Origin of the sequence: Paenibacillus tabacirhizosphaerae, from assembly GCF_040812395.1 — a bacterium.
GTDB lineage: Bacteria > Bacillota > Bacilli > Paenibacillales > NBRC-103111 > Paenibacillus_E.
Map to the genome: position 1 here is coordinate 25,062 of NZ_JBFNXH010000027.1, position 19,662 is coordinate 44,723.

9 protein-coding genes and 1 pseudogene are annotated in these 19,662 nt (G+C 42.5%); 7 read left to right on the top strand and 3 right to left on the bottom strand.

Annotation, left to right across the window (positions count from 1 at the left end; genetic code table 11):
• Positions 1 to 25: 25 nt before the first annotated feature.
• Positions 26 to 2,437, bottom strand: a complete 2,412-nt coding sequence (locus ABRS97_RS26625) for an ABC transporter permease (RefSeq protein ID WP_367819042.1) — start codon at positions 2,435 to 2,437, stop codon at positions 26 to 28.
• Positions 2,434 to 3,192, bottom strand: coding sequence for an ABC transporter ATP-binding protein (locus ABRS97_RS26630; RefSeq protein ID WP_367819044.1), 759 nt, complete (start codon positions 3,190 to 3,192; stop codon positions 2,434 to 2,436). Before ABRS97_RS26630 ends, ABRS97_RS26625 begins: the two co-directional genes overlap by 4 nt.
• Before the next feature lie 153 nt (positions 3,193 to 3,345).
• On the opposite strand from ABRS97_RS26630, the gene ABRS97_RS26635 reads away from it, so the two are divergent.
• Together ABRS97_RS26635 and ABRS97_RS26640 are read left to right on the top strand one after the other, a co-directional pair.
• Entirely contained in the window at positions 3,346 to 3,930 is a 585-nt protein-coding gene (locus ABRS97_RS26635; RefSeq protein WP_367819046.1) for a TetR/AcrR family transcriptional regulator, read from the top strand.
• Positions 3,931 to 3,999: 69 nt separating this feature from the next.
• Positions 4,000 to 4,131: pseudogene (locus ABRS97_RS26640) on the top strand (sigma factor-like helix-turn-helix DNA-binding protein); the annotation flags it as partial.
• A 224-nt stretch (positions 4,132 to 4,355) separates the two neighbouring features.
• Here the strand turns inward: ABRS97_RS26640 and loaP are convergent.
• Complete coding sequence (loaP, locus tag ABRS97_RS26645; protein WP_367819047.1) at positions 4,356 to 4,967, bottom strand: antiterminator LoaP; 612 nt, start codon at positions 4,965 to 4,967, stop codon at positions 4,356 to 4,358.
• 440 nt (positions 4,968 to 5,407) lie between these two features.
• Here loaP and fabD point away from each other — a divergent pair, with 440 nt between their 5' ends.
• The 5 genes from fabD to ABRS97_RS26670 form a co-directional block, all read left to right on the top strand.
• On the top strand, positions 5,408 to 7,705 hold the full coding sequence (gene fabD / locus ABRS97_RS26650; protein WP_367819049.1) for an ACP S-malonyltransferase: 2,298 nt from the start codon (positions 5,408 to 5,410) through the stop codon (positions 7,703 to 7,705).
• Positions 7,706 to 7,731: 26 nt separating this feature from the next.
• The gene (locus ABRS97_RS26655) at positions 7,732 to 8,514 is read left to right on the top strand and encodes an alpha/beta hydrolase (RefSeq protein ID WP_367819051.1); all 783 of its coding nucleotides are present in this window, start codon (positions 7,732 to 7,734) and stop codon (positions 8,512 to 8,514) included.
• Between the two features lie 18 nt (positions 8,515 to 8,532).
• Positions 8,533 to 9,354 carry a class I SAM-dependent methyltransferase gene (locus ABRS97_RS26660; protein WP_367819053.1) on the top strand — a complete coding sequence of 274 codons (822 nt, stop codon included), beginning with the start codon at positions 8,533 to 8,535 and terminating at the stop codon, positions 9,352 to 9,354.
• A 16-nt stretch (positions 9,355 to 9,370) separates the two neighbouring features.
• Positions 9,371 to 12,601: a beta-ketoacyl synthase N-terminal-like domain-containing protein gene (locus ABRS97_RS26665; protein ID WP_367819055.1), complete on the top strand. Its 3,231-nt coding sequence runs from the start codon at positions 9,371 to 9,373 to the stop codon at positions 12,599 to 12,601.
• An 11-nt stretch (positions 12,602 to 12,612) separates the two neighbouring features.
• On the top strand, positions 12,613 to 19,662 hold a 7,050-nt coding region (locus tag ABRS97_RS26670), incomplete at its 3' end, for a PfaD family polyunsaturated fatty acid/polyketide biosynthesis protein (protein ID WP_367819056.1).

Consider the following 19,662-nt stretch of genomic DNA (forward strand, 5'->3'; position numbering starts at 1 on the left):
ACTCCCTTGTAAAATAGTAACCACTTTATATATGAGCGAGTGTTTCCCGAATGGTCAGCCGTGTGGCCTGCCAAGCTGGATACGCACTTGCTGCAATGGATCCGAGGATGATAATCGTTAGCCATATAGCTGCGGCCATGGGCGACAAAACCAAGGGAAGCGGTAACTTAAATGATAAATTGCCGATCAGTCTACCGACGTAGAAGGACAGCGGGAGCGAAAGCACAATAGAGATAGTCCAACTCAAAAGACCAATGAAGACCCCTTCGCTTATAACGTTACGTAATACCGTACCTGATTTACCGCCGATGGTGCGCATAATGCCGAATTCTCGAGTGCGCTCCACTACATTGATAGCCATGGTAGACATGAGGCCAAGACCACCAACAACAGCCATCAGCACTGCCATAGTAATCAGTGCGAAGATGAGAATGTAAACATGTCCATCAAGCGCTGAGTCCAGCCTCGTTTCAGAGATGTCGACTTTCATGCGTACGTGTTCCTTCTCTAATGCTCGTTCAATTTCTTTAGTTATAGAACTGATTGTGTTCGGGTCGTGATTTTCCATAATGATGCGCAGGGCATTTGTTTGTCCCGATTTACCCATTATTTTGGCAAATGCATCCGGAGATACGTAGGCTGATGCCGGCGTTATGATTTCCCGCGCTATGCCAACGACATGCAAAATGACAGGACTTCCATTTACGGTCAAATTGATGGGATCGCCAACCTTAATATTTGGAAACAACGCATGCGCCGTATGATTAAGTACCACAGCATCGATATCGCCCGGCTGAAGCCACCGTCCACTTTGCTGTGTTAACTGGACCATTTTGCTTTCCGCAGGAACTGAACGAATGGTAAAGCTGCCATGTCCCCCATCAGGATAAGTTCTTACGATTTCCAAACCATCTGAACGATTTGCTGCGGCAGGCACTATATTCCATGTCTCTACTTGTTGAACGCCAGGAACACTCCCTACGATTGGCAAGACTTTGTCTTCTGCTTCCGGACGATTCAGACGAATTTCGAGATCGTAATGCCGGTCAGACGCTGCATCGGCAAGATTTTGTTCCCAAGCTGTTTTTATATTTAAGCTTGTCATGAACATTCCGCCGGCGGCAGCTAGTAAGCTAAGCGTGAGCAGCAAGCGACCTCGGCGCCGGAACGTGTTGCGTAAAGCCAATATCAGGGTGCGGTCCAACCCTCGTATTTTCCCAAGCCACGCATCTAACCGACGAGAGCCGAAATTTTTCTTGCTTATGCCAAAATCATTGATAGCTTCACGAACAGTGGTCCGTGAGGATTTTAAGATCGGAATGAGGGCAACGAAGAATGGCACGAGAATCCCAATGAAAAACTGTACGATGTAAACCCAGACAGGAATAGTCTCACTATATAAAGTGAAATTCAGCAGTTGAGCCACCAATCTTGCAAAAAAGCGTCCCGCTGCGATACTTGGCGGTAAGCCGATCATAACTGCCACGATACCAATTAGTGCAATCAAAGCAAGATATAGGCCGGCTATTTGGAACGATCGTGCACCAATCGCTTTCATCACGCCGATTTGACGAACCTGCTGCGCCAATAAACCACCGATCATTGTTGCAGTCAGAATGGCACTTAGCATGAGTGTTAGTAAGCTAAAGATCAGCATCATGACCAGAATTGAATTCATTTGATTCTGATGCGGATGTTTGCCTGGGGGTGGTATGCGCACCTCTTTAACTGTATGTCCTTGCTGTTTCAACCAACCGGATAATTCGCTAACTGTTTGTTCGATCGCTCTCACATTGTGCGGTTGATCCTTCACAATGATTTTTAGGATGTTCAATGTCCCGCTTTCACCTAACAAGACTAACGTTGAAGGGGTAATATATCCATACACGGTCTGTTCCTGCCCAGCAGGGGCTAAGCCCGGATCGTGGACAAGTCCAGATAGGGTCACTTTACTTTTTGGACCATTAGGTGTTTGAACGCTCAGTGTTTCACCTACTTTGGCATTCACAAGCGGCAGTGCTTCCCGTTCCAATAAAATGGAACCATCCGGCGGTGGCCAGGCGCCAGATTCAGGCCGGAACTTATTCATGTGTATCGCATTAAAATCTTTCACGACGAAAAGCAGAAGCGGCATCCACTCGTTTGGTTTGACCTCGATTCTCGCTACAAGCGTAGAACTTGCTTCCGCATCTGCGATTTCAGGACGAAGTCGAACGGCATTAACCAATGAATCACTAACCGTGTCCAATTCCAACAAAGCGGAAGCTGGATTTGTATCTAGATAATTCCGGCTAATCTCACGTGTGAGGATGGTATATGCGCTCAATATGGCTCCAACGCCTAATATTCCGACAGCAATTGCGAGTACCATCATCGTCATGCGGCCCTTCGCCGTCCGAAGATCGCGCAGCAATTTCATCCAACGCGGGCTAATCATGAAATACTCACCTCCGTTTTCATTGGCATTTCGGTGACGACAGCCCCATCAGCTAAAATGACCGTTCTCGTAAAATATCGGCTTAAATCGCGCTCATGCGTCACCATGACAACCGTCTTTCCTTCCATCGCTAGATCTGCGAATAATTGCATGACGTCATCTGATGTTTGGGAATCAAGATTGCCAGTAGGCTCGTCGGCTACAAGTATAGGAGGATCGTTAGCAAGAGCCCGAGCGATTGCTGCACGTTGTTGTTGGCCTCCTGACAAATCTGCAGGAAGTTTATCCGCTTGTTCAGAAATGCCAACTTTTCCCAATAAGGAAATAGCTCTTTCACGCCGTTCACGTGCCGGATATGTTTTGCAAAAATCCATTGGCAGCATTATATTTTCCGCGACTGTCAGAGTCGGGAGCAATTGAAAGAATTGGAAAATGACACCGACATTTGCTCCTCGCCAAATTGCTAGTTGCTCCTGATTCAGAGCGTGTACAGCCTTAGAGGCCACATTTACTTCTCCGGAAGAGGGCGTATCGATTCCGGTAATCAAATTGATTAAAGTCGATTTCCCACTGCCTGACTTGCCGACAACAGCGACAAATTCACCTTTCCGAACCTCCAGGCTAACTTCTCTTAAGGCAATAAAGGAACCAGAGGGCGTATCATACCTTTTTGAGACCCGATTTACTGAAATGATTGGGCCACTTTGCGATGATTTCTCGTTAAAATTTTCTCGCATGATTTTTTGTTGGCTCATATGTGCAACCTCCTACTATCTATTTTTAGTTATTGAACACGTTGTTTCATTTCGATTATAATGTTCATAAATAAATGGTAACAATAACCAATGTTCTTTAGATTGTTCGAAATGAAACAAAACACTTCAAAATGTTCAGAAAAGGGGGCAACAATGACAGCCAAGAAGGAAGACAGGCGAGTGCAGCGTACGCGAAGCATGCTGTTTGACGCATTGATGGATCTTATGGTGGAAAAGGGGTACGACGCTATAACGATACAAGACATTATTGATCGTGCAAACATAGGTCGATCCACCTTTTATTCCCATTTCATGGATAAAGAACAGCTATTATTGGGCAGTCTCGACCAACTGAGAGAATTCCTTAAGCAGCAAAGAGTCTTGCTTTCTACATCTTCAGAATCAAGTGGATATCGATTTGCTTTCAGCTTAGCCATGCTGCAGCACGTACAAAGTCATAAACTTATATATAGAGCAGTAGCTGGTAAACAAAGCGGGGTTCTTGTCCTATATCACATGAAACGTATGCTTACTGAAATAGCGCATGAAGAAATCGCAGCACTTCTGCCAAGCTCCACATCTTCAAAAATCCCACAAGATGTCGCGATCGAATTTGTTGTAAATACATTTTGGTCCATTTTAACCTGGTGGATGGAAAAGAATATGCCTTATTCTGCAGCAGAAATGGATCAGATGTTTCACAAATTGGCACTTTCCGGCATCAGTGCGCTTCAATGAGTATTAGAATTAAATAATGGAATCAAATGGATAGAGAGATAGGGGAAGATCTGGAGGAGTTGATCTCCATTGGAGCTCGGCGGGGAAGAGCGGACGCAGCGGGAGATTGCGAAGGAGCTTGGGATCTGGCGGTCGTATGTTTCACGTGAGAAGCGGGCTTTCATGAAGCTTTATCATGGGTTTTATAAGGCGAAGCGGTAAAAAAGAGGCGAAAGCCTCTTTTTTACCATAGGAGAAAGTATACTATCTGAGGGGTATCCGTTCCTGTCGTTGTAAAAGTGATCGAGCGAAGGTTGCCCTGACATCAGGAGAGTGCCGTGTGACCTAGATTCGTCCGGTGAGAACGCTTCCAATTCACCTGTGCTCCTAAGATTATTTCAGGGTTAATCTATGAAAGAGTAATAACGCACAATTTAACTGAAAGGTTATAAAGAATTGATTAATTCAATACCCACATCGACCAGAACTGTACTATTGATCAGATTAAGTAATATTTTCGCACGTTTTTTATGCTTATCAATCTTTTTGATAATTCCTTCTTTGCCTGTTAGTGGACCAGAAACAACGTGAATTTTAGTACCTTCCATGTAAATTTTCGAATAATCAATTACACCTTCTTGGTTTAATAAATTTAAAATGGTTGACATCTCTTCGTCCGAAACTTGTTGAAAATAAAGATCCTCATCTGTATGTTCGTCGAACCGCAAGATGGGTAAGTCGGTGGTGTCCCTCTTTATTTGTTGCACGTGGCTGAGATCAGAAAACTGCTTGTCTCGAGAATTTAAGTAATTTAAAAACTTGTATGTAAAGGGAGCTTTGCACAATTGATAATACATTGAAAACGTAATGGACGCTTGGATAAAAACGTATCCTGGATAAAGGATTTTAATTACATTGTGAGTCTCACCCATTGTTTTTTCGGGCACTTTTCTTCTTGGGATAATGCATTGTACCTTACTAGAATCAAAATACTTATTGATATAATTCTTTACAATAAATTCCTTTCCGCTTTTAACAAAAATAACATACCAAGCCAAAGACATCACCTCGACAATGTTATCAATTCGAGAAAATTTCATAGAGGAGAAGCAAAATATTAAATAAATCTTATCTGATGAATAAAGAAAAATCAAGAAATATTTCCATATAACGGAATTAATGTGTGTTGAATGCAATATCCATATATAGTATAAAAGAACCATGACTTTAATAGAATTGACTTTATTTTTTTTCTCTCAGTATAATAGACTCAAGAAAGTATTGTGTTTAATTTCCGTCCATCACAATCTTTAATTAAAGCAAATCGCTGTTTCGGCACGTTTGCTTCTGATTAATGATACATATTGTAACATTACGTGTAGTGTAACTTGTTTAGTTACATGAAAGGGGGAAGTTCTGCGCTCTTAGGAGGCAGGCTTTTTTATTTGCTTCGTCCAGTCGTAGTTAAGCTTAGTTAGCAAAGGAGACTAATAAGAAAATGGTTGCTTTTATTTTCCCCGGTCAAGGCTCACAAAGAAAAGGAATGGGCGGAACACTATTTGATGAGTTCAAGGAATTGACGTTACAAGCAGACCAGATTTTAGGCTTCTCTATGAAAGAACTTTGTATGGAAGACCCCCATTTGAACTTGAATTTAACCCAATATACCCAGCCGGCTTTATACATAGTCAATGCGTTAAGTTACCTGAAAAAAATCAGAGAAACGGTAAGAAAACCAGATTTTGTCGCCGGTCATAGTTTAGGAGAATATAATGCCTTATTTGCAGCAGGGGCTTTTGATTTTGAAACAGGATTGAAATTGGTCAAAAAAAGGGGGGAACTCATGAGTCGCGCCGCCGGTGGTGGTATGGCAGCGGTGATTGGAATAAGTGAAGATCAGGTAAGAGACATAATAAGGAGGAATAATTTACAAAATATAGATATTGCAAATTTGAATTCACCTTTTCAAATTGTTATTTCAGGGCCGAAATCGGATATTGATTTTTCAAAACCAATTTTTGAATCCATACCTGAAGTGATCATGTTTACTCAACTAAAAACAAGCGGAGCTTTCCATTCCCGGTATATGGAAGAGGCAAGAAAAGAATTTGAAGTATTTTTGAATTCGCTTACATTTTCCAATATACAAATACCGGTCATATCCAATGTTCTTGCCAGACCCTATAAGCAATCTGAGATTAAACAGAATCTGGTTGACCAGATTACCCATACTGTCAAATGGACCGAGAGTATCCGATATTTGATGGGCTTAGGCGAGATAGAGTTTGAGGAGATTGGAACGGGGAACGTATTAACTGGATTAATACAACGAATTCGAAGAGAAGCCGAGCCATTAGTAATTGAACCAGAACAAGTTGAAAGTCAGGCTGTTAATGAGTTGTTGTCGGTTTCTGCCCAAGCTCACCGGGGAAACGGTTTCGATGAAGATATTTCACCGTTATCTTTAGGGAGCAGTGCGTTTAAAAAAGATTATGATTTGCGATACGCCTATGTAACCGGAGGCATGTATCGGGGGATTGCTTCAAAAGAAATGGTAGTAAAAGTAGGAAAAGCAGGGATGCTGGGCTTCTTTGGAAGCGGCGGTCTGAAGCTGTCTCAAATTGAAGAGGCCATTCAATATATCCAAAAGGAGCTTACCCAAGGGCAAGCCTACGGGATGAATTTAATCATGAATTTGAATTCGCCCGAAATTGAAGAAAAGACCGTCGATCTCTATTTGAGATATAGCATCAAACATGTTGAAGCTTCTGCTTTTATTAGTATTACTCCGGCTATAGTGAAATATCGTGCCAAAGGGTTAACACGGGATCAATCGGGAAATGTAACTTCACTCAACAAAATTATTGCAAAAGTATCTCGCCCCGAAGTAGCGGAAATGTTCCTGAGTCCGGCTCCGGAAAGAATTGTTTATAAACTCTTAGCTGATAAAAAGATAACAGCGGAAGAAGCTGAGTTACTCAAGAAAATTCCTGTTGCTGATGATATTTGCGTTGAAGCGGACTCCGGTGGACATACGGATGGCGGGGTTGCCTATGCGATGATACCCGCTATGATGAAAATTCGGGATGAAATGATGCAAAAATATAAATATCCAAGAAACATCAATGTTGGTGCAGCTGGAGGTATTGGAACTCCTGATGCTGTTGCAGCCGCTTTTATTTTAGGGGCTGATTTCATTTTGACCGGTTCCATTAATCAATGTACGGCGGAAGCGAGTACAAGTAACGCAGCAAAAGATTTGTTACAGCAAATCAATATTCAAGATACGGAATATGCGCCGGCTGGAGATATGTTCGAGTTAGGCTCCAAGGTGCAAGTCCTAAAAAAAGGCGTATTTTTTCCCGCCAGGGCTAATAAATTATATGATTTGTATTTTCACTATAATTCCATCGATGAAATTGACAGGAAAACGAAAGATCATATTCAAGATAAGTATTTTAAGCGAAGTTTTGATCAGGTGTATGAAGATTGCAAATCATTTCATCCTCCACAAGAGATTGAGAAGGCAGAACGCAATCCCAAATACAAAATGGCTATGATTTTTAAATGGTATTTTGGTCATAGCACGCAGTGGGCGCTTAGCGGCAATGAGGAGCACAGAGTTGACTTTCAAATACAATGCGGTCCGGCACTTGGGGCGTTTAACCAATGGGTTAAAGGTACGGTAATGGAAAATTGGCGAAACCGGCATGTTGATGAAATCGGTGAAAAGTTAATGACGGAAGCGGCCAAATTACTGAATAACAGAATGAAAGCTCTTGCTGGTGTTTATTAATTTTATTCCAATGTGAGGTATAAAGGATGAAACTGGAAACTTTAACGTATTTGCCTGATATAAACTCGAGTGAAACTCCGCTTCTTTTCATCCATGGCGGAAGTCATGGTGCATGGTGCTGGAAGGAGCACTTCCTTCCGTATTTTTCATCCAAGGGGTTTCCTTCTTATGCGGTAAGTCTTCGGGGACATGGGGAAAGTGAAGGGAATGAACATATTCATTCATTTTCATTAAATGATTATATGGATGATGTACTTGAGGTTGTGCAGCTTATAAAGAAGAAGCCGGTTATTATCGGGCATTCATTAGGAGGAGCGATCGTTCAAAAAATATTGTGCTCGCATCCAGATCAGATTGAAGCGGCAGTTCTAATGGCTTCGATACCCCCAAATGGCATGTCCAGAGATATTCGGCGCTTGTTGTTTACCCGGTTCAAAGAACTTTATCAAATCCGGTTATTCGATCAGGGGAGAAGTCCTCATATGCCGTCTCGAGCTTTCTTATCTCCAGACTTACCGGCCCAAAAACGTGAAGAATATTTAGGGTTATTAAAACCGGAATCAACCAAAGCTCAGCATGAATTAATGAGACGGATTGTTCCTAAATCAGTATCTATCAACGTCCCCCTGTTAGTTTTAGGGTCAAAGCAGGATTGGTTTTTTCCGGAAAAGACGGTGATCAAAATTGGGAAGAGCTATCAAACGGAACCGATTATCTTTAACGATATTTGTCACGATATGATGTTAGATCCAAATTGGCGCGCCGTTGCCGATCAGATCGTTCCTTTTTTGCATAAGTTGGCGACTTAAATCAAGGAGGAAAAGTCAATGAGTCAACAAGGTTCCTATCAAATCAGCACCATTGCGAGTAATGTTGAAAAAGAACTTGAACGTTTAAAAGCACAGGTTGATTTATTTTGGGATAAGGAGCTAAAGCATTATAAAGAGTTTGGCTTGAATGACGGCATGTCAGTGGTGGAAATCGGTTCAGGCCCCGGATTTGTGTCTGAAAAAATTTTAGAAAATTTCGGCAGTGTGCATATCACAATGATGGAGATTGATCCTTTATTGGTGAACTATTCCAAGAGTTATTTGGCACAGAAAAACTATACGCGATTTGAAATAACTCAAGGGTCGATTACGGAGACTGGATTTCCTGAAAATACCTTTGATTTTGCAATAATCAGATTAGTGGTAGAGCATTTACCGGATCCGATCGATGCGGTTCGTGAAATTCTTCGAATTTTGAAGCCTGGCGGGAAGGCTGTATTCGTTGATAATGATTTTGAAATGCATATTATTACATATCCTCAAATTTTACAGTTAAGAGAACTCTATGATGCTTATTGCAAATCACGATACTCCGAGGGAGGGAACCCACGAATTGGCAGGGAATTACCGATGCTTTTGAAAAAAGGGGGATTTTCGAAGATCGATTTGGAAATTATTTGTGCTCATAGTGAAATTTTGGGGGAAGAGATTTTCTTTAAATCAGAAGGGATCGGCATTCCAACGAAATTAGTTCAAGATGGATTCCTATCTAGTAAGACGTTAGGCGAAATATCGATCGAGTGGAGAAACATGATTAAAAGTAATGATCATGCCCTTGTCCGTCAACTGTACATGGCTGTTGGGGAAAAACCATTGTAGAGAGGAGCAGTAGCGAATGCAGTTGGATTCTCAGGAAGATATCGAACTATGTTTGATAGCCATTATCACCGATTTGTTTGAGATTACAAGGGATTCTCTGGATTTTGAGAAAAGCTTTTTAGAATTAGGCATGAATTCGGTATTATCGGTAGACTTAATAGAAGCAATTAACCTAAAGTTGGGGATCGATTTAGGAGTTGAAATTGTTTTTGATTATCGCGGGGTCAAGGAATTAGCCCAATATATTCACACTAAGTACGGAAAAGTGCATGGTCAGGATGTTCCTTCGCGCCAAAAAATCCAGCCGGCCAATAAAAAGCAAAAAATGAGGACGGAGAGAAAAAAAGCGGAAGACCCGCCAAAGGCAGATAGCGAGGTTCACTTTTCTGATGAGATCAAGCGGGATTCAGATATAGCCATAATAGGTATTTCGGGCAGGTTTGCCGGTTCTGAAACCGTTGAACAATTTTGGGAGCACTTGCAAAACGGAGATTGCTGTGTAACGGAAATTGACCGTAGAGGTTGGGAAGAAGCCGATTATTATGATCATAATGCTGCCCGGAAAAATAAATCGATTAGTAAATGGGGCGGATTGATTAAAGATATCGATAAATTTGACACTGAATTTTTTAATATTACGCCCCGTGAAGCAGAAAGAATGGACCCTCAACAAAGGCTGTTCTTGGAAGAGTCATTTAAAGCTATTGAAGATAGCGGTTATTCCATTGAACAGATGGCGGGAAGAAAGGTAGGAGTTTTTGTAGGAGGGCGGAGCTCCGATTATAAAGATAAAACGTTACTAGCAAACGATATTAATGCGCTTACATTTTTGGGAACTGATATGTCCATTTTGGCTTCTAGGATTTCTTACTTTTTGGATTTTAAAGGGCCGAGTCTAGCGATTGATACAGCGTGCTCATCATCCCTCGTAGCCATCCATTACGCATGTGAAAGTATTCGTAGAGGCGAGTCTGAAGTTGCTTTAGGCGGCGGGGTCTTCGTCATCAACTCACCGGAATTTATGATTATGGCATCTAAAACGGAAATGTTATCCCCTGACGGCAAATGTAAAACCTTTGATAACGCTGCGAATGGTATTGTCGTTGGCGAAGGGGTCGGGGTGCTTATATTAAAACGGTTGGATGCCGCACTTCAAGATAGAGATCATATTTATGGAGTCATCAAGGGTTCCGCCATTAATCAGGATGGCAGAACGCAAAGCATTACAGCTCCTAGCTCACTTTCCCAAAAAGCCTTGATTGTTGAGGCATATGAAAAAGCGATGATTAGTCCTGAAACAATTAGTTACATGGAAGCCCATGGTACGGGAACAAAATTAGGGGATCCCATTGAAATCAAAGCATTAACCGAAGCATTTCAGTCGTTTACGGATAAAGATCAATTTTGTGCCATTGGGTCCCATAAACCGAATTTTGGACATTCGATTATGGCAGCCGGCATTGCCGGTGTTTTTAAAATTTTAATGGCGATGAAATACCGGAAAATTCCGCCAACCATTCATTTTACAAAGGTTAATGAACATGTCGATTTTGAAAACAGCCCTTTTTTCTTAAATACTGAATTGCTGGAATGGAAGCACAAGGAGGGGACTCCTTTAAGGGCGGGGGTCAGCTCGTTTGGGTTTAGCGGAACGAACTGCCACCTTATTATTGAAGAGCCGCCTGTTCAAGAGAGCAGGGACAATATGAACAAGAAGCCGTATTATCCGTTCGTCTTCTCTGCCAAGACCAAAACTGCCCTGCATCAAAAGCTATTGGATCTGAGCAAATGGTTGGATAAGGAAGCTGAAAACTATCTAGTTGAAGATATTGCCTACACATTGCTTGTTGGTCGCAGTAACTTCCCGTTCCGATGCGCTTTTATTGCCAGGGATGCTGCTGAATTAAAACAAAAGCTTTTGGAAATTACCCAAGAGGGGACAACCGCTGATTACTTTAGCAATGATCCCCATCCTTCTCTCAAACGGGAGCCGGTGTTAAAAGAATTAAAAGAATATGGCGAAGATTTATTAGAAGATTTAGGGGAATCTAGCGACTTATCTCCTGAAGCTTTTAAAGAAAAATTATCAGTGCTGCTATATCTTTATATTCAAGGATATTTCCCGAATTGGATTCATTTATTTATCAATGAGAAAAATAATAAGATTCCTCTGCCTGCATATCCGTTTAGCGGAAGAAGTTTTTGGATCCCCGAACAGAAGGACTCCCCAATTCCTTCCGCTATTCAAAACAGGATTTCGTCACAATCGATTACGGATAAACATGCTTCTCAAGCTCCATCTTTTATTCAACCGCAAGCGTTTAACGTTTCACCAACAGCTGATCGGACATTACAATTACTGGAAAGTCAGGCGGAATTGCAACCAAGTACAGTTCATCCCCAATCTGTACAGGAACAATCTTTATTGGATACTTTAATAACCAGCCTAGCGAATACTCTGGGTGTTCCATCCAAATTCCTGGATATAGATACAAAGTTTGTGGATATGGGATTGGATTCGATTACTGGTGTTGAGTGGATTCGAGAGATCAATGACAGATTCGGACTTTCTGTCAAAACCACGAAAATCTATGATTACCCAACAATTAGGGAATTAGTCAAACTCTTTGAAAAAGAACTGAGTACACAAAAATCCGTACTGCCACAAGTCTTCACTCACTCATCTGTAATTGCTTCTGATGACTCGCATTCACATATCGAAAAGCCCAAAGGGATTACTTTGAAGCCCATGCAGGATGGATGGATTCAATCTTCTGAAACATCAAAGCAACCCGTGAAGATGGAGGGGCTGTTGCCTCAACAAGGAAGTTCGTTGGAGACGGATTTTGCGACTCATCATCAGGAACCAGTATCAGGGAAACTATTAGAGGAAACCTTAATCATCAGCTTGGCGAATATGTTAGGCATTAATTCCAATGCTTTCGATCCAGATACCATGTTTGTGGATTTGGGATTGGATTCGGTTACCGGCGTTGAGTGGATTCAGGAAATTAACAACCAGTTCGGACTTTCCATCAGAACCACGAAAATCTATGATTACCCCACCATTCGAGGATTGAGGGGATTCTTAGAAAAAGAATTGAACGAACAGAAACGGAAACTGACGGAAACACCTGCACAAAAATCTTCACCTATTTCTTTGCAATTGCTGATCCAACAGGTTCATCAGGGGAAACTTGGCGCGGAACAAGCCATTCAGTTTTTTAATCATGCTGAAAGAAGTTAGAGGTGGTAAACATGAGTCCAGAGGAAATATTCAAAGCATTGCAAGTAGGGACGATGAATCCTGAAGATGCCGAGAAGGAGTTATTGAGATCGCTGCCAACAACACCTGACCAAGATTCCTTCAATCAATGGATGGACAGCTTGGACCTGCAAGCGAGAATGAATGGTGAGAACGAGGATCCGTTAAAAAGCATAACCAATCCAATTAACGCCCCAAAAGGCGTTTTTTTTAATAAATTCCAATCAGTCGGCGTAAAGCCCGAGTTTCTGGGCAATCCCATTTTTCAGAAACGATATGGTTGCAAATGGAACTATTTTGCAGGCTCGATGGGCCGGGGAATAGCCTCGGAAGCATTAGTCGTTGCAATGGGCAAAGCGAATCTATTAAGTTTTTTTGGGAGCGCTGGGTTAGGTGTAAGGGAGTTAGAGGCACATATTGTAAGTTTGCAAACTCAGCTTGGACAGGACAAGCCATTCGGCATGTGTTTAATTTCCAACTTGGATCAGATCGAGGAGGAAAGAGAGCGCGTTGAATTATTTCTAAAGTATCAAATTCCTGTCGTAGAGGCATCGGCTTATGCTCAATTATCTTTGCCATTAGTCTATTATCGAGTTAAAGGTCTCGTTCAACATGGGGACAACATTGTGATTCCGCGACGGATCATTGGCAAATGTTCTCGGCTAGAAGTGGCCCGTCTATTTTTGTCACCGCCTCCGATCCATATGATTCAAGATTTATTAACTTCAGGTTTGATTAGCGGGGAAGAAGCCAGGTTGTCGCAATATATCCCTATGGCAGATGATCTGGCTGTAGAAGCGGATTCCGGAGGACATACTGACCAAGGGGTTTCCTTCTCATTAATCCCGTCCATTATTTCTACAAAAGAAAACCTGCAGCGCCAATATCAATACCAAGAAGAGATCTTAATCGGTTGCGGTGGCGGCATCGGAACGCCTGAGGCGGTTGCTGCTGCATTTACATTAGGCGCTGATTTCATTTTTACAGGTTCAATCAATCAATGTACGGTAGAAAGCGGCGCTCACGATGTTGTGAAAGATCTGTTACATACAATTTCAATCCATGATACTGCGATTACGATTGCAGGAGATATGTTTGAAATTGGCGCGAAAGCACAAGTTGTTAAAAAAAACACGCAGTTTCATGCACGAGCAAATCATTTATACAAATTATATATGAATTATCACTCACTTGAGGATATTCCGCCGTCAATCAAGAAACAGATTGAAACCCTATATTTTAAAAAGACCTTCTCCGAAGTATGGACTGAGGTTTGCGAATATAAAAGAGGAAGAAAATCTGATCAAATAAAAGAAGCCGAAGAGAATCCGCGATATAAAATGGTTTTAATCTTTAAATGGTATTTTGCTCATTGTAGTCAGGTTACCCGGGTTGGCGCTGAATCTGAGAAAGATAATTTCCTCATACCATGCGGTCCGGCGTTGGGAGCTTTTAACCAGTGGGTTAAAGGGACACCGTATGAACATTGGAGAAATCGCCACGTTGATAAAATGGCTGAATTACTAATGATGAATGCTTGTGACTATATACGGAACAAACCATCGGATCATGAAAGCCCAGCGATAGCCATCATTGGTATGTCAGGACAATTTCCAAAGGCAAAAACGGTAGCTGAGTTTTGGGAAAATGTGAGTCAGGGTAAGGACTGTATTTCGGAAATTCCTTCAACTCGATGGTCGATCGATGATTATTATGATCCTGATTTGAAAACTCCTGGAAAGACCAATTGCAAATGGCTAGGCGCATTAGAGGATGTAGATGTATTTGATCCTCTATTTTTTAGGACTTCACCCAGCGAAGCAGAGTTGATGGATCCCCAGCAGCGTTTGTTTTTGGAGAATGCTTGGCATTGTATTGAAGATGCGGGCTTGAATCCTGCCAGTTTATCTGAGAGCCGCTGTGGCGTTTTTGTAGGCTGCGGCCCCGGTGACTACAGACAGCATACTCCCGAAGAAGAACTATCAGCTCAAGGTTATATGGGAAGTTCAATGGCTATTCTATCGGCACGGATTGCGTACTTCCTTAATTTGAAAGGCCCTAGTTTAGCGGTCGACACCGCTTGTTCCTCCTCATTGGTAGCTATTGCGGAAGCTTGCAATAATTTGATTTTGAAAACTTGTGATCTGGCCTTGGCAGGCGGAGTCCATTTATTTTTAAGTCCGGCGGGTTTCATCACCAACAGTAAATCGGGAATGCTATCCCAAGATGGACGTTGTTTTAGCTTTGATACGCGTGCGAACGGTTATGTTCCAGGTGAAGGTGTCGGAGTTATTTTATTGAAACGGCTAGAGGATGCGGTTCGCGACGGTGACCCGATTCATGGAGTGATTCGGGGATGGGGCGTCAATCAAGACGGAAAAACGAATGGAATTACCGCTCCTAGCGTGAATTCACAGATTCTTTTAGAAAAAGAGGTTTACGAGCGTTTTGGTATTAATCCGGAAACAATTTCTATGGTAGAAGCACATGGCACGGGAACCAAGCTGGGAGATCCCATTGAAGTAGAGGCTCTAACTGAATCGTTCCAATCGTTTACAGATAAGAAGAATTATTGTGCTTTAGGATCGGTTAAAAGTAATATTGGGCATCTGATTAAAGCGGCCGGAATTGCTGGTGTAATTAAGGTTTTATTGGCAATGCGGCACCGTATGCTGCCGCCAACGATCCATTTTCATACGTTAAATGAACATATTACTCTCGAAAATAGCCCATTTTACATAAATACAGAACTAAAACCATGGGAAGTACCAGGGGGAATGCCCCGATGTGCCAGTGTTAGTTCTTTTGGATTCAGTGGAACCAATGCCCATATTGTTATTGAGGAATATCTGCAGGAGAACAAATCTTTTACAGCTCCGAGCAGAGAAAAGCCGGATCAACCGCTTCTGTTTGTACTCTCTGCCGGAAGCAAAGAGCAATTAAAAAGCTATGCCCAATCCATTAAGGATTTTGTTGAATCGAATGCAACTGTAAACTTAGTCGACGTGGCTTACACCTTACAAGTTGGGCGGTTGGCTATGGATTTTCGGCTAGCGGTCTTAGCGAATTCGAGGGAGGATTTATTACAGGCATTGGATAGTTTTATTGCAGACCATGCATCGGGAAATGTAAGCTTCAACCAGGTTAAAAAGAGCAAAGATGAGGCAGGGTCATTGGCCGCAGATGAAGATGCAAAAACAATACTGCATCATTCCGTTCAAACATCGGATTATTTGACAATATTGGAATCGTGGGTAAAAGGTTCAAATTTTGACTGGAATCCACTGTATCGTACCCATGACAAACCCAGTAGGATCAGCATGCCTACTTATCCATTCGCCAGAGAACGTTACTGGCTGCCGGAAAATATTTTACAAACGAATTCTACAACAGCCTTACCTGCTAATGCGACCATACATCCGTTATTACACCAAAATACTTCCAGCTTTTTTGAACAGCGATTTACATCGACATTTACCGGCAGGGAGTTTTTTTTGAGCGACCATGTCGTAAAAGGGCAGCGAGTTTTGCCAGGAGTAGCTTACCTGGAGTTGGCCAGAGCAGCTATAGAGCAGGCGATGGAGGAATCAAACAAAACCACCGTATGTCTTAAAAACATCATTTGGGCCCGCCCCGTAGTTGTAGAGAGTGAATCCTACCCGCTGCATATTGGACTAAACCCTAACGATCATGGAGAGATTGCCTATGAGGTTTATAGCGATGCCAAAGGGGCGGATAACGAACCGATCGTGCATAACCAGGGTATTGCGATATTGAAGCCTGCGGCAGAAGCATTCATTTTGGATCTTAAGGCATTGCAATCCGAATGCAGCCAAACTATTCTTACGCAGGATCAATGTTATGATGCTTATCAAAGAATGGGAATTGAGTATGGAATAGGACATAAGGGGATCGAGAAGGTATATGTCGGAACAGGACAAGTACTAGCGAAGCTCTCTTTGCCAACGTCTTTATCTCATACTGAAGAACAATATGTTTTGCACCCAAGTATCATGGATTCAGCCTTACAAGCATCAGTAGGTTTAAAGTTAACTAGAGAAGAAATGGGGAACAATAATTCCATTAAACTGACTCTCCCATTTGCATTGCAAGAAATTGAGATTTTTGATGCATGCACATCCAATATGTGGGCGTTCATCCGGCGTAGTAAAAACAGTTCATTCGTGGATAGGCTTGAGAAGCTTGATGTTGATATCTGTGATGAAGCGGGAAGAGTTAGAGTACGAATAAAAGCGCTGACAAGCAGAGTTCTCGAGGGTGAATTGGGAGCAGCAGACTCCATGGATACGTTCGGGACTTTATTGCTTACCCCAACCTGGAAAAAGCAAGCTATCTCTTCTTCAGCAGAAAGACCGAAAATTCATAATTATGTCCATCATCATGTAGTTCTTTGTGAGCTAAGTAAAGATGTCCAGGAAAGAATCGAGACTCGTATGCAGAGCGTAATGCCTGGAATCCGCTTCCAGATTATGCAGTCCCCGTACCAAGATCTGGACATGAGATTTACTGCGTATGCCACCCAGTTATTTGAGGAGATCTATCGTCTCTTTAAAGAAAAACCAAAAGGCAGCATCTTCATCCAGATCGTAACCTCCAATTGCGAAGAACGGCAAATTTTTTCGGGACTTGCGGGACTTCTACGAACCGCTCAATTGGAGAATCCAAGTTTAATCGGGCAGCTCATTGAGGTAGAATCCGAAGAAAACGCTGAAGGAATTGTAACGAAATTATTGGAGAATAGCCAAACTCCTTCTGAACATTGGATTCGATATCACGCTGATCAACGTCTGATTCATGGTTGGAATGAATGTGAAACGATGCAGGAAGAAGATAAGATTCCTTGGAAAGATGGGGGGATTTATCTCATCACGGGGGGGCTAGGCGGGTTAGGACTCATTTTTGCTAAAGAAATCACGAAGCGAATCAAGAACGCAATTTTGATTTTAACAGGCAGATCTCCACTCAGCGAGGAAAAACTAGCTAAATTAAAAGAATTCAGCAGCACGGATACTCGAATAGCATACAGACAGGTCGATGTGTCCGACCGCGAAGCGGTTATTGAATTATTTCAAAACATCCGGGAATGCTTCGGGGGTCTTAGTGGTATTATCCATGGCGCTGGAGTCATCAGGGACAATTTCATCATTAAAAAGACAAAAGATGAATTCATGGAAGTGTTAGCGCCCAAGGTAACAGGGTTGTTGAATCTGGATCAAGCCAGTAAAGATGTGAACCTGGACTTTTTTATTCTGTTCTCGGCAATCGCCGGAACGATTGGTAATGTTGGACAGGTCGATTACGCAACCGCGAACGCCTTTATGGATGCTTATGCCAATTACCGTAACCGATTAGTTGAAAACAACCAACGCCATGGGAAAACACTATCGGTCAATTGGCCGTTGTGGCAGGACGGCGGAATGAGTGTTGATAAAGAACGCGAAGCGATGATGATCCAGAATACCGGTATGACGGCTATGCAGACCGAAAGCGGCATCCGAGCTTTATATCGGGGTATAGCGTCCGGTGAAGGCCAGATTATGGTGATGGAAGGCCAAATCGCTAAAATGAGGCAGATGTTGTTGGAAATCAATCCTGTTTCCGTACGATCGACAAAGTTGGAAACTGCTGGTAACAGCTTGCATGATCTAGTGCAACAGGATTTGGTCCAAATCGCAGCTGAATTACTTAAGGTAAATCCTGCGAATATCGATGCAACCGTAGTGTTGACTGAATATGGATTTGAACCGTTCCATGTGGCTGAGCTAGCTAATAAACTCAATGAAAAATACGCGTTTGAGGTTTCTGCTTCCCAATTATTTGACCATTCAACGCTTCATCGTATTACTAATTACTTGATCGAAACATACGGCAAAATACTCAACAATAGATATCGAATTGACAATTTGCACATAACTTCTTCCTCAGGAGAAGATACAAGCGCAGCAGCAGCCGGAGAGGAAGCGCTTCTTGAAAAAGTCGTAAATTATGTAAAGAGGACACTATCTTCTGTCATCAAGCTGCCCGTGAATCGAATTGAAGCGGACGCCGAGTTAGAAACATACGGAATCGATTCGATCATGGTTATGCAATTAACGAATCAATTAGAAAAAGAATTCGGTTCATTATCTAAAACATTATTTTTTGAATACCAAACTATTCAGGAATTGGCCGGGTATTTTCTTGAGGCACACCGGGAGCAGCTGCAGAAAATATGGGGGATTGCAGAAAAAGCAGCAACGATTGCCCAGGATCAAGACATTGGGGTTGATCGTGTGACGATTGCGCCTAAAAGCCATAGACGCCAAAGGTTTGCCTCACTTAAGGGAGTTCCCGCAGAGAAAGGGAACGAAGTATCCGACATTGCTGTCATTGGGATTTCAGGAAGGTACCCCGGGGCGAGAAATTTGCAGGAATTTTGGAACAATTTGCGGGACGGACGAGATAGCATCGTTGAAATTCCTAAAGAGCGCTGGGACTCCAGCCTATACTTTGACGAAGATAAAACGAAACCCGGAAAAATGTATTCCAAGTGGGGTGGATTTTTGGAGGGGGTGGATCAATTCGATCCGCTTTTCTTCCATATTTCTCCACGCGAAGCGGAACTGATGGATCCTCAGGAACGCTTATTTTTGGAGTGTGTGTATGAAGCTATGGAGGATGCGGGATATACTCGCGAAACATTAGGTTCGTACCGCGAGTTGGGTCTGGAAGGAAACGTCGGGGTTTATGTCGGGGTCATGTATGAAGACTATCAGCTTTTCGGAGTCCAGGAACAGACTGTGGGAAGACCGGTAACGGCGGGAGGAACCTTAGCATCAATTGCTAACAGGGTATCCTACTTCTTTAATTTCCATGGACCGAGCATGGCTGTGGAAACGATGTGCTCCTCCTCATTAACAGCCATTCATCTGGCTTGCCAAAATATCCAGCGGGGCGGATGCGAACTGGCGATTGCGGGAGGAGTGAATGTTTCTCTTCACCCGAATAAATATCTGAAACTTAGCCAAGGGAAGTTTATTTCC

What these genes read in the sequence shown, in the direction of transcription:
- fabD (WP_367819049.1), top strand. Translation starts at nt 5,408, where the DNA reads ATGGTTGCTTTTATTTTCCCCGGTCAAGGCTCACAAAGAAAAGGAATG.
- ABRS97_RS26635 (WP_367819046.1), top strand. Translation starts at nt 3,346, where the DNA reads ATGACAGCCAAGAAGGAAGACAGGCGAGTGCAGCGTACGCGAAGCATG.
- ABRS97_RS26660 (WP_367819053.1), top strand. Translation starts at nt 8,533, where the DNA reads ATGAGTCAACAAGGTTCCTATCAAATCAGCACCATTGCGAGTAATGTT.
- ABRS97_RS26665 (WP_367819055.1), top strand. Translation starts at nt 9,371, where the DNA reads ATGCAGTTGGATTCTCAGGAAGATATCGAACTATGTTTGATAGCCATT.
- ABRS97_RS26630 (WP_367819044.1), bottom strand. Translation starts at nt 3,192, where the DNA reads ATGAGCCAACAAAAAATCATGCGAGAAAATTTTAACGAGAAATCATCG.
- ABRS97_RS26625 (WP_367819042.1), bottom strand. Translation starts at nt 2,437, where the DNA reads ATGATTAGCCCGCGTTGGATGAAATTGCTGCGCGATCTTCGGACGGCG.
- ABRS97_RS26655 (WP_367819051.1), top strand. Translation starts at nt 7,732, where the DNA reads ATGAAACTGGAAACTTTAACGTATTTGCCTGATATAAACTCGAGTGAA.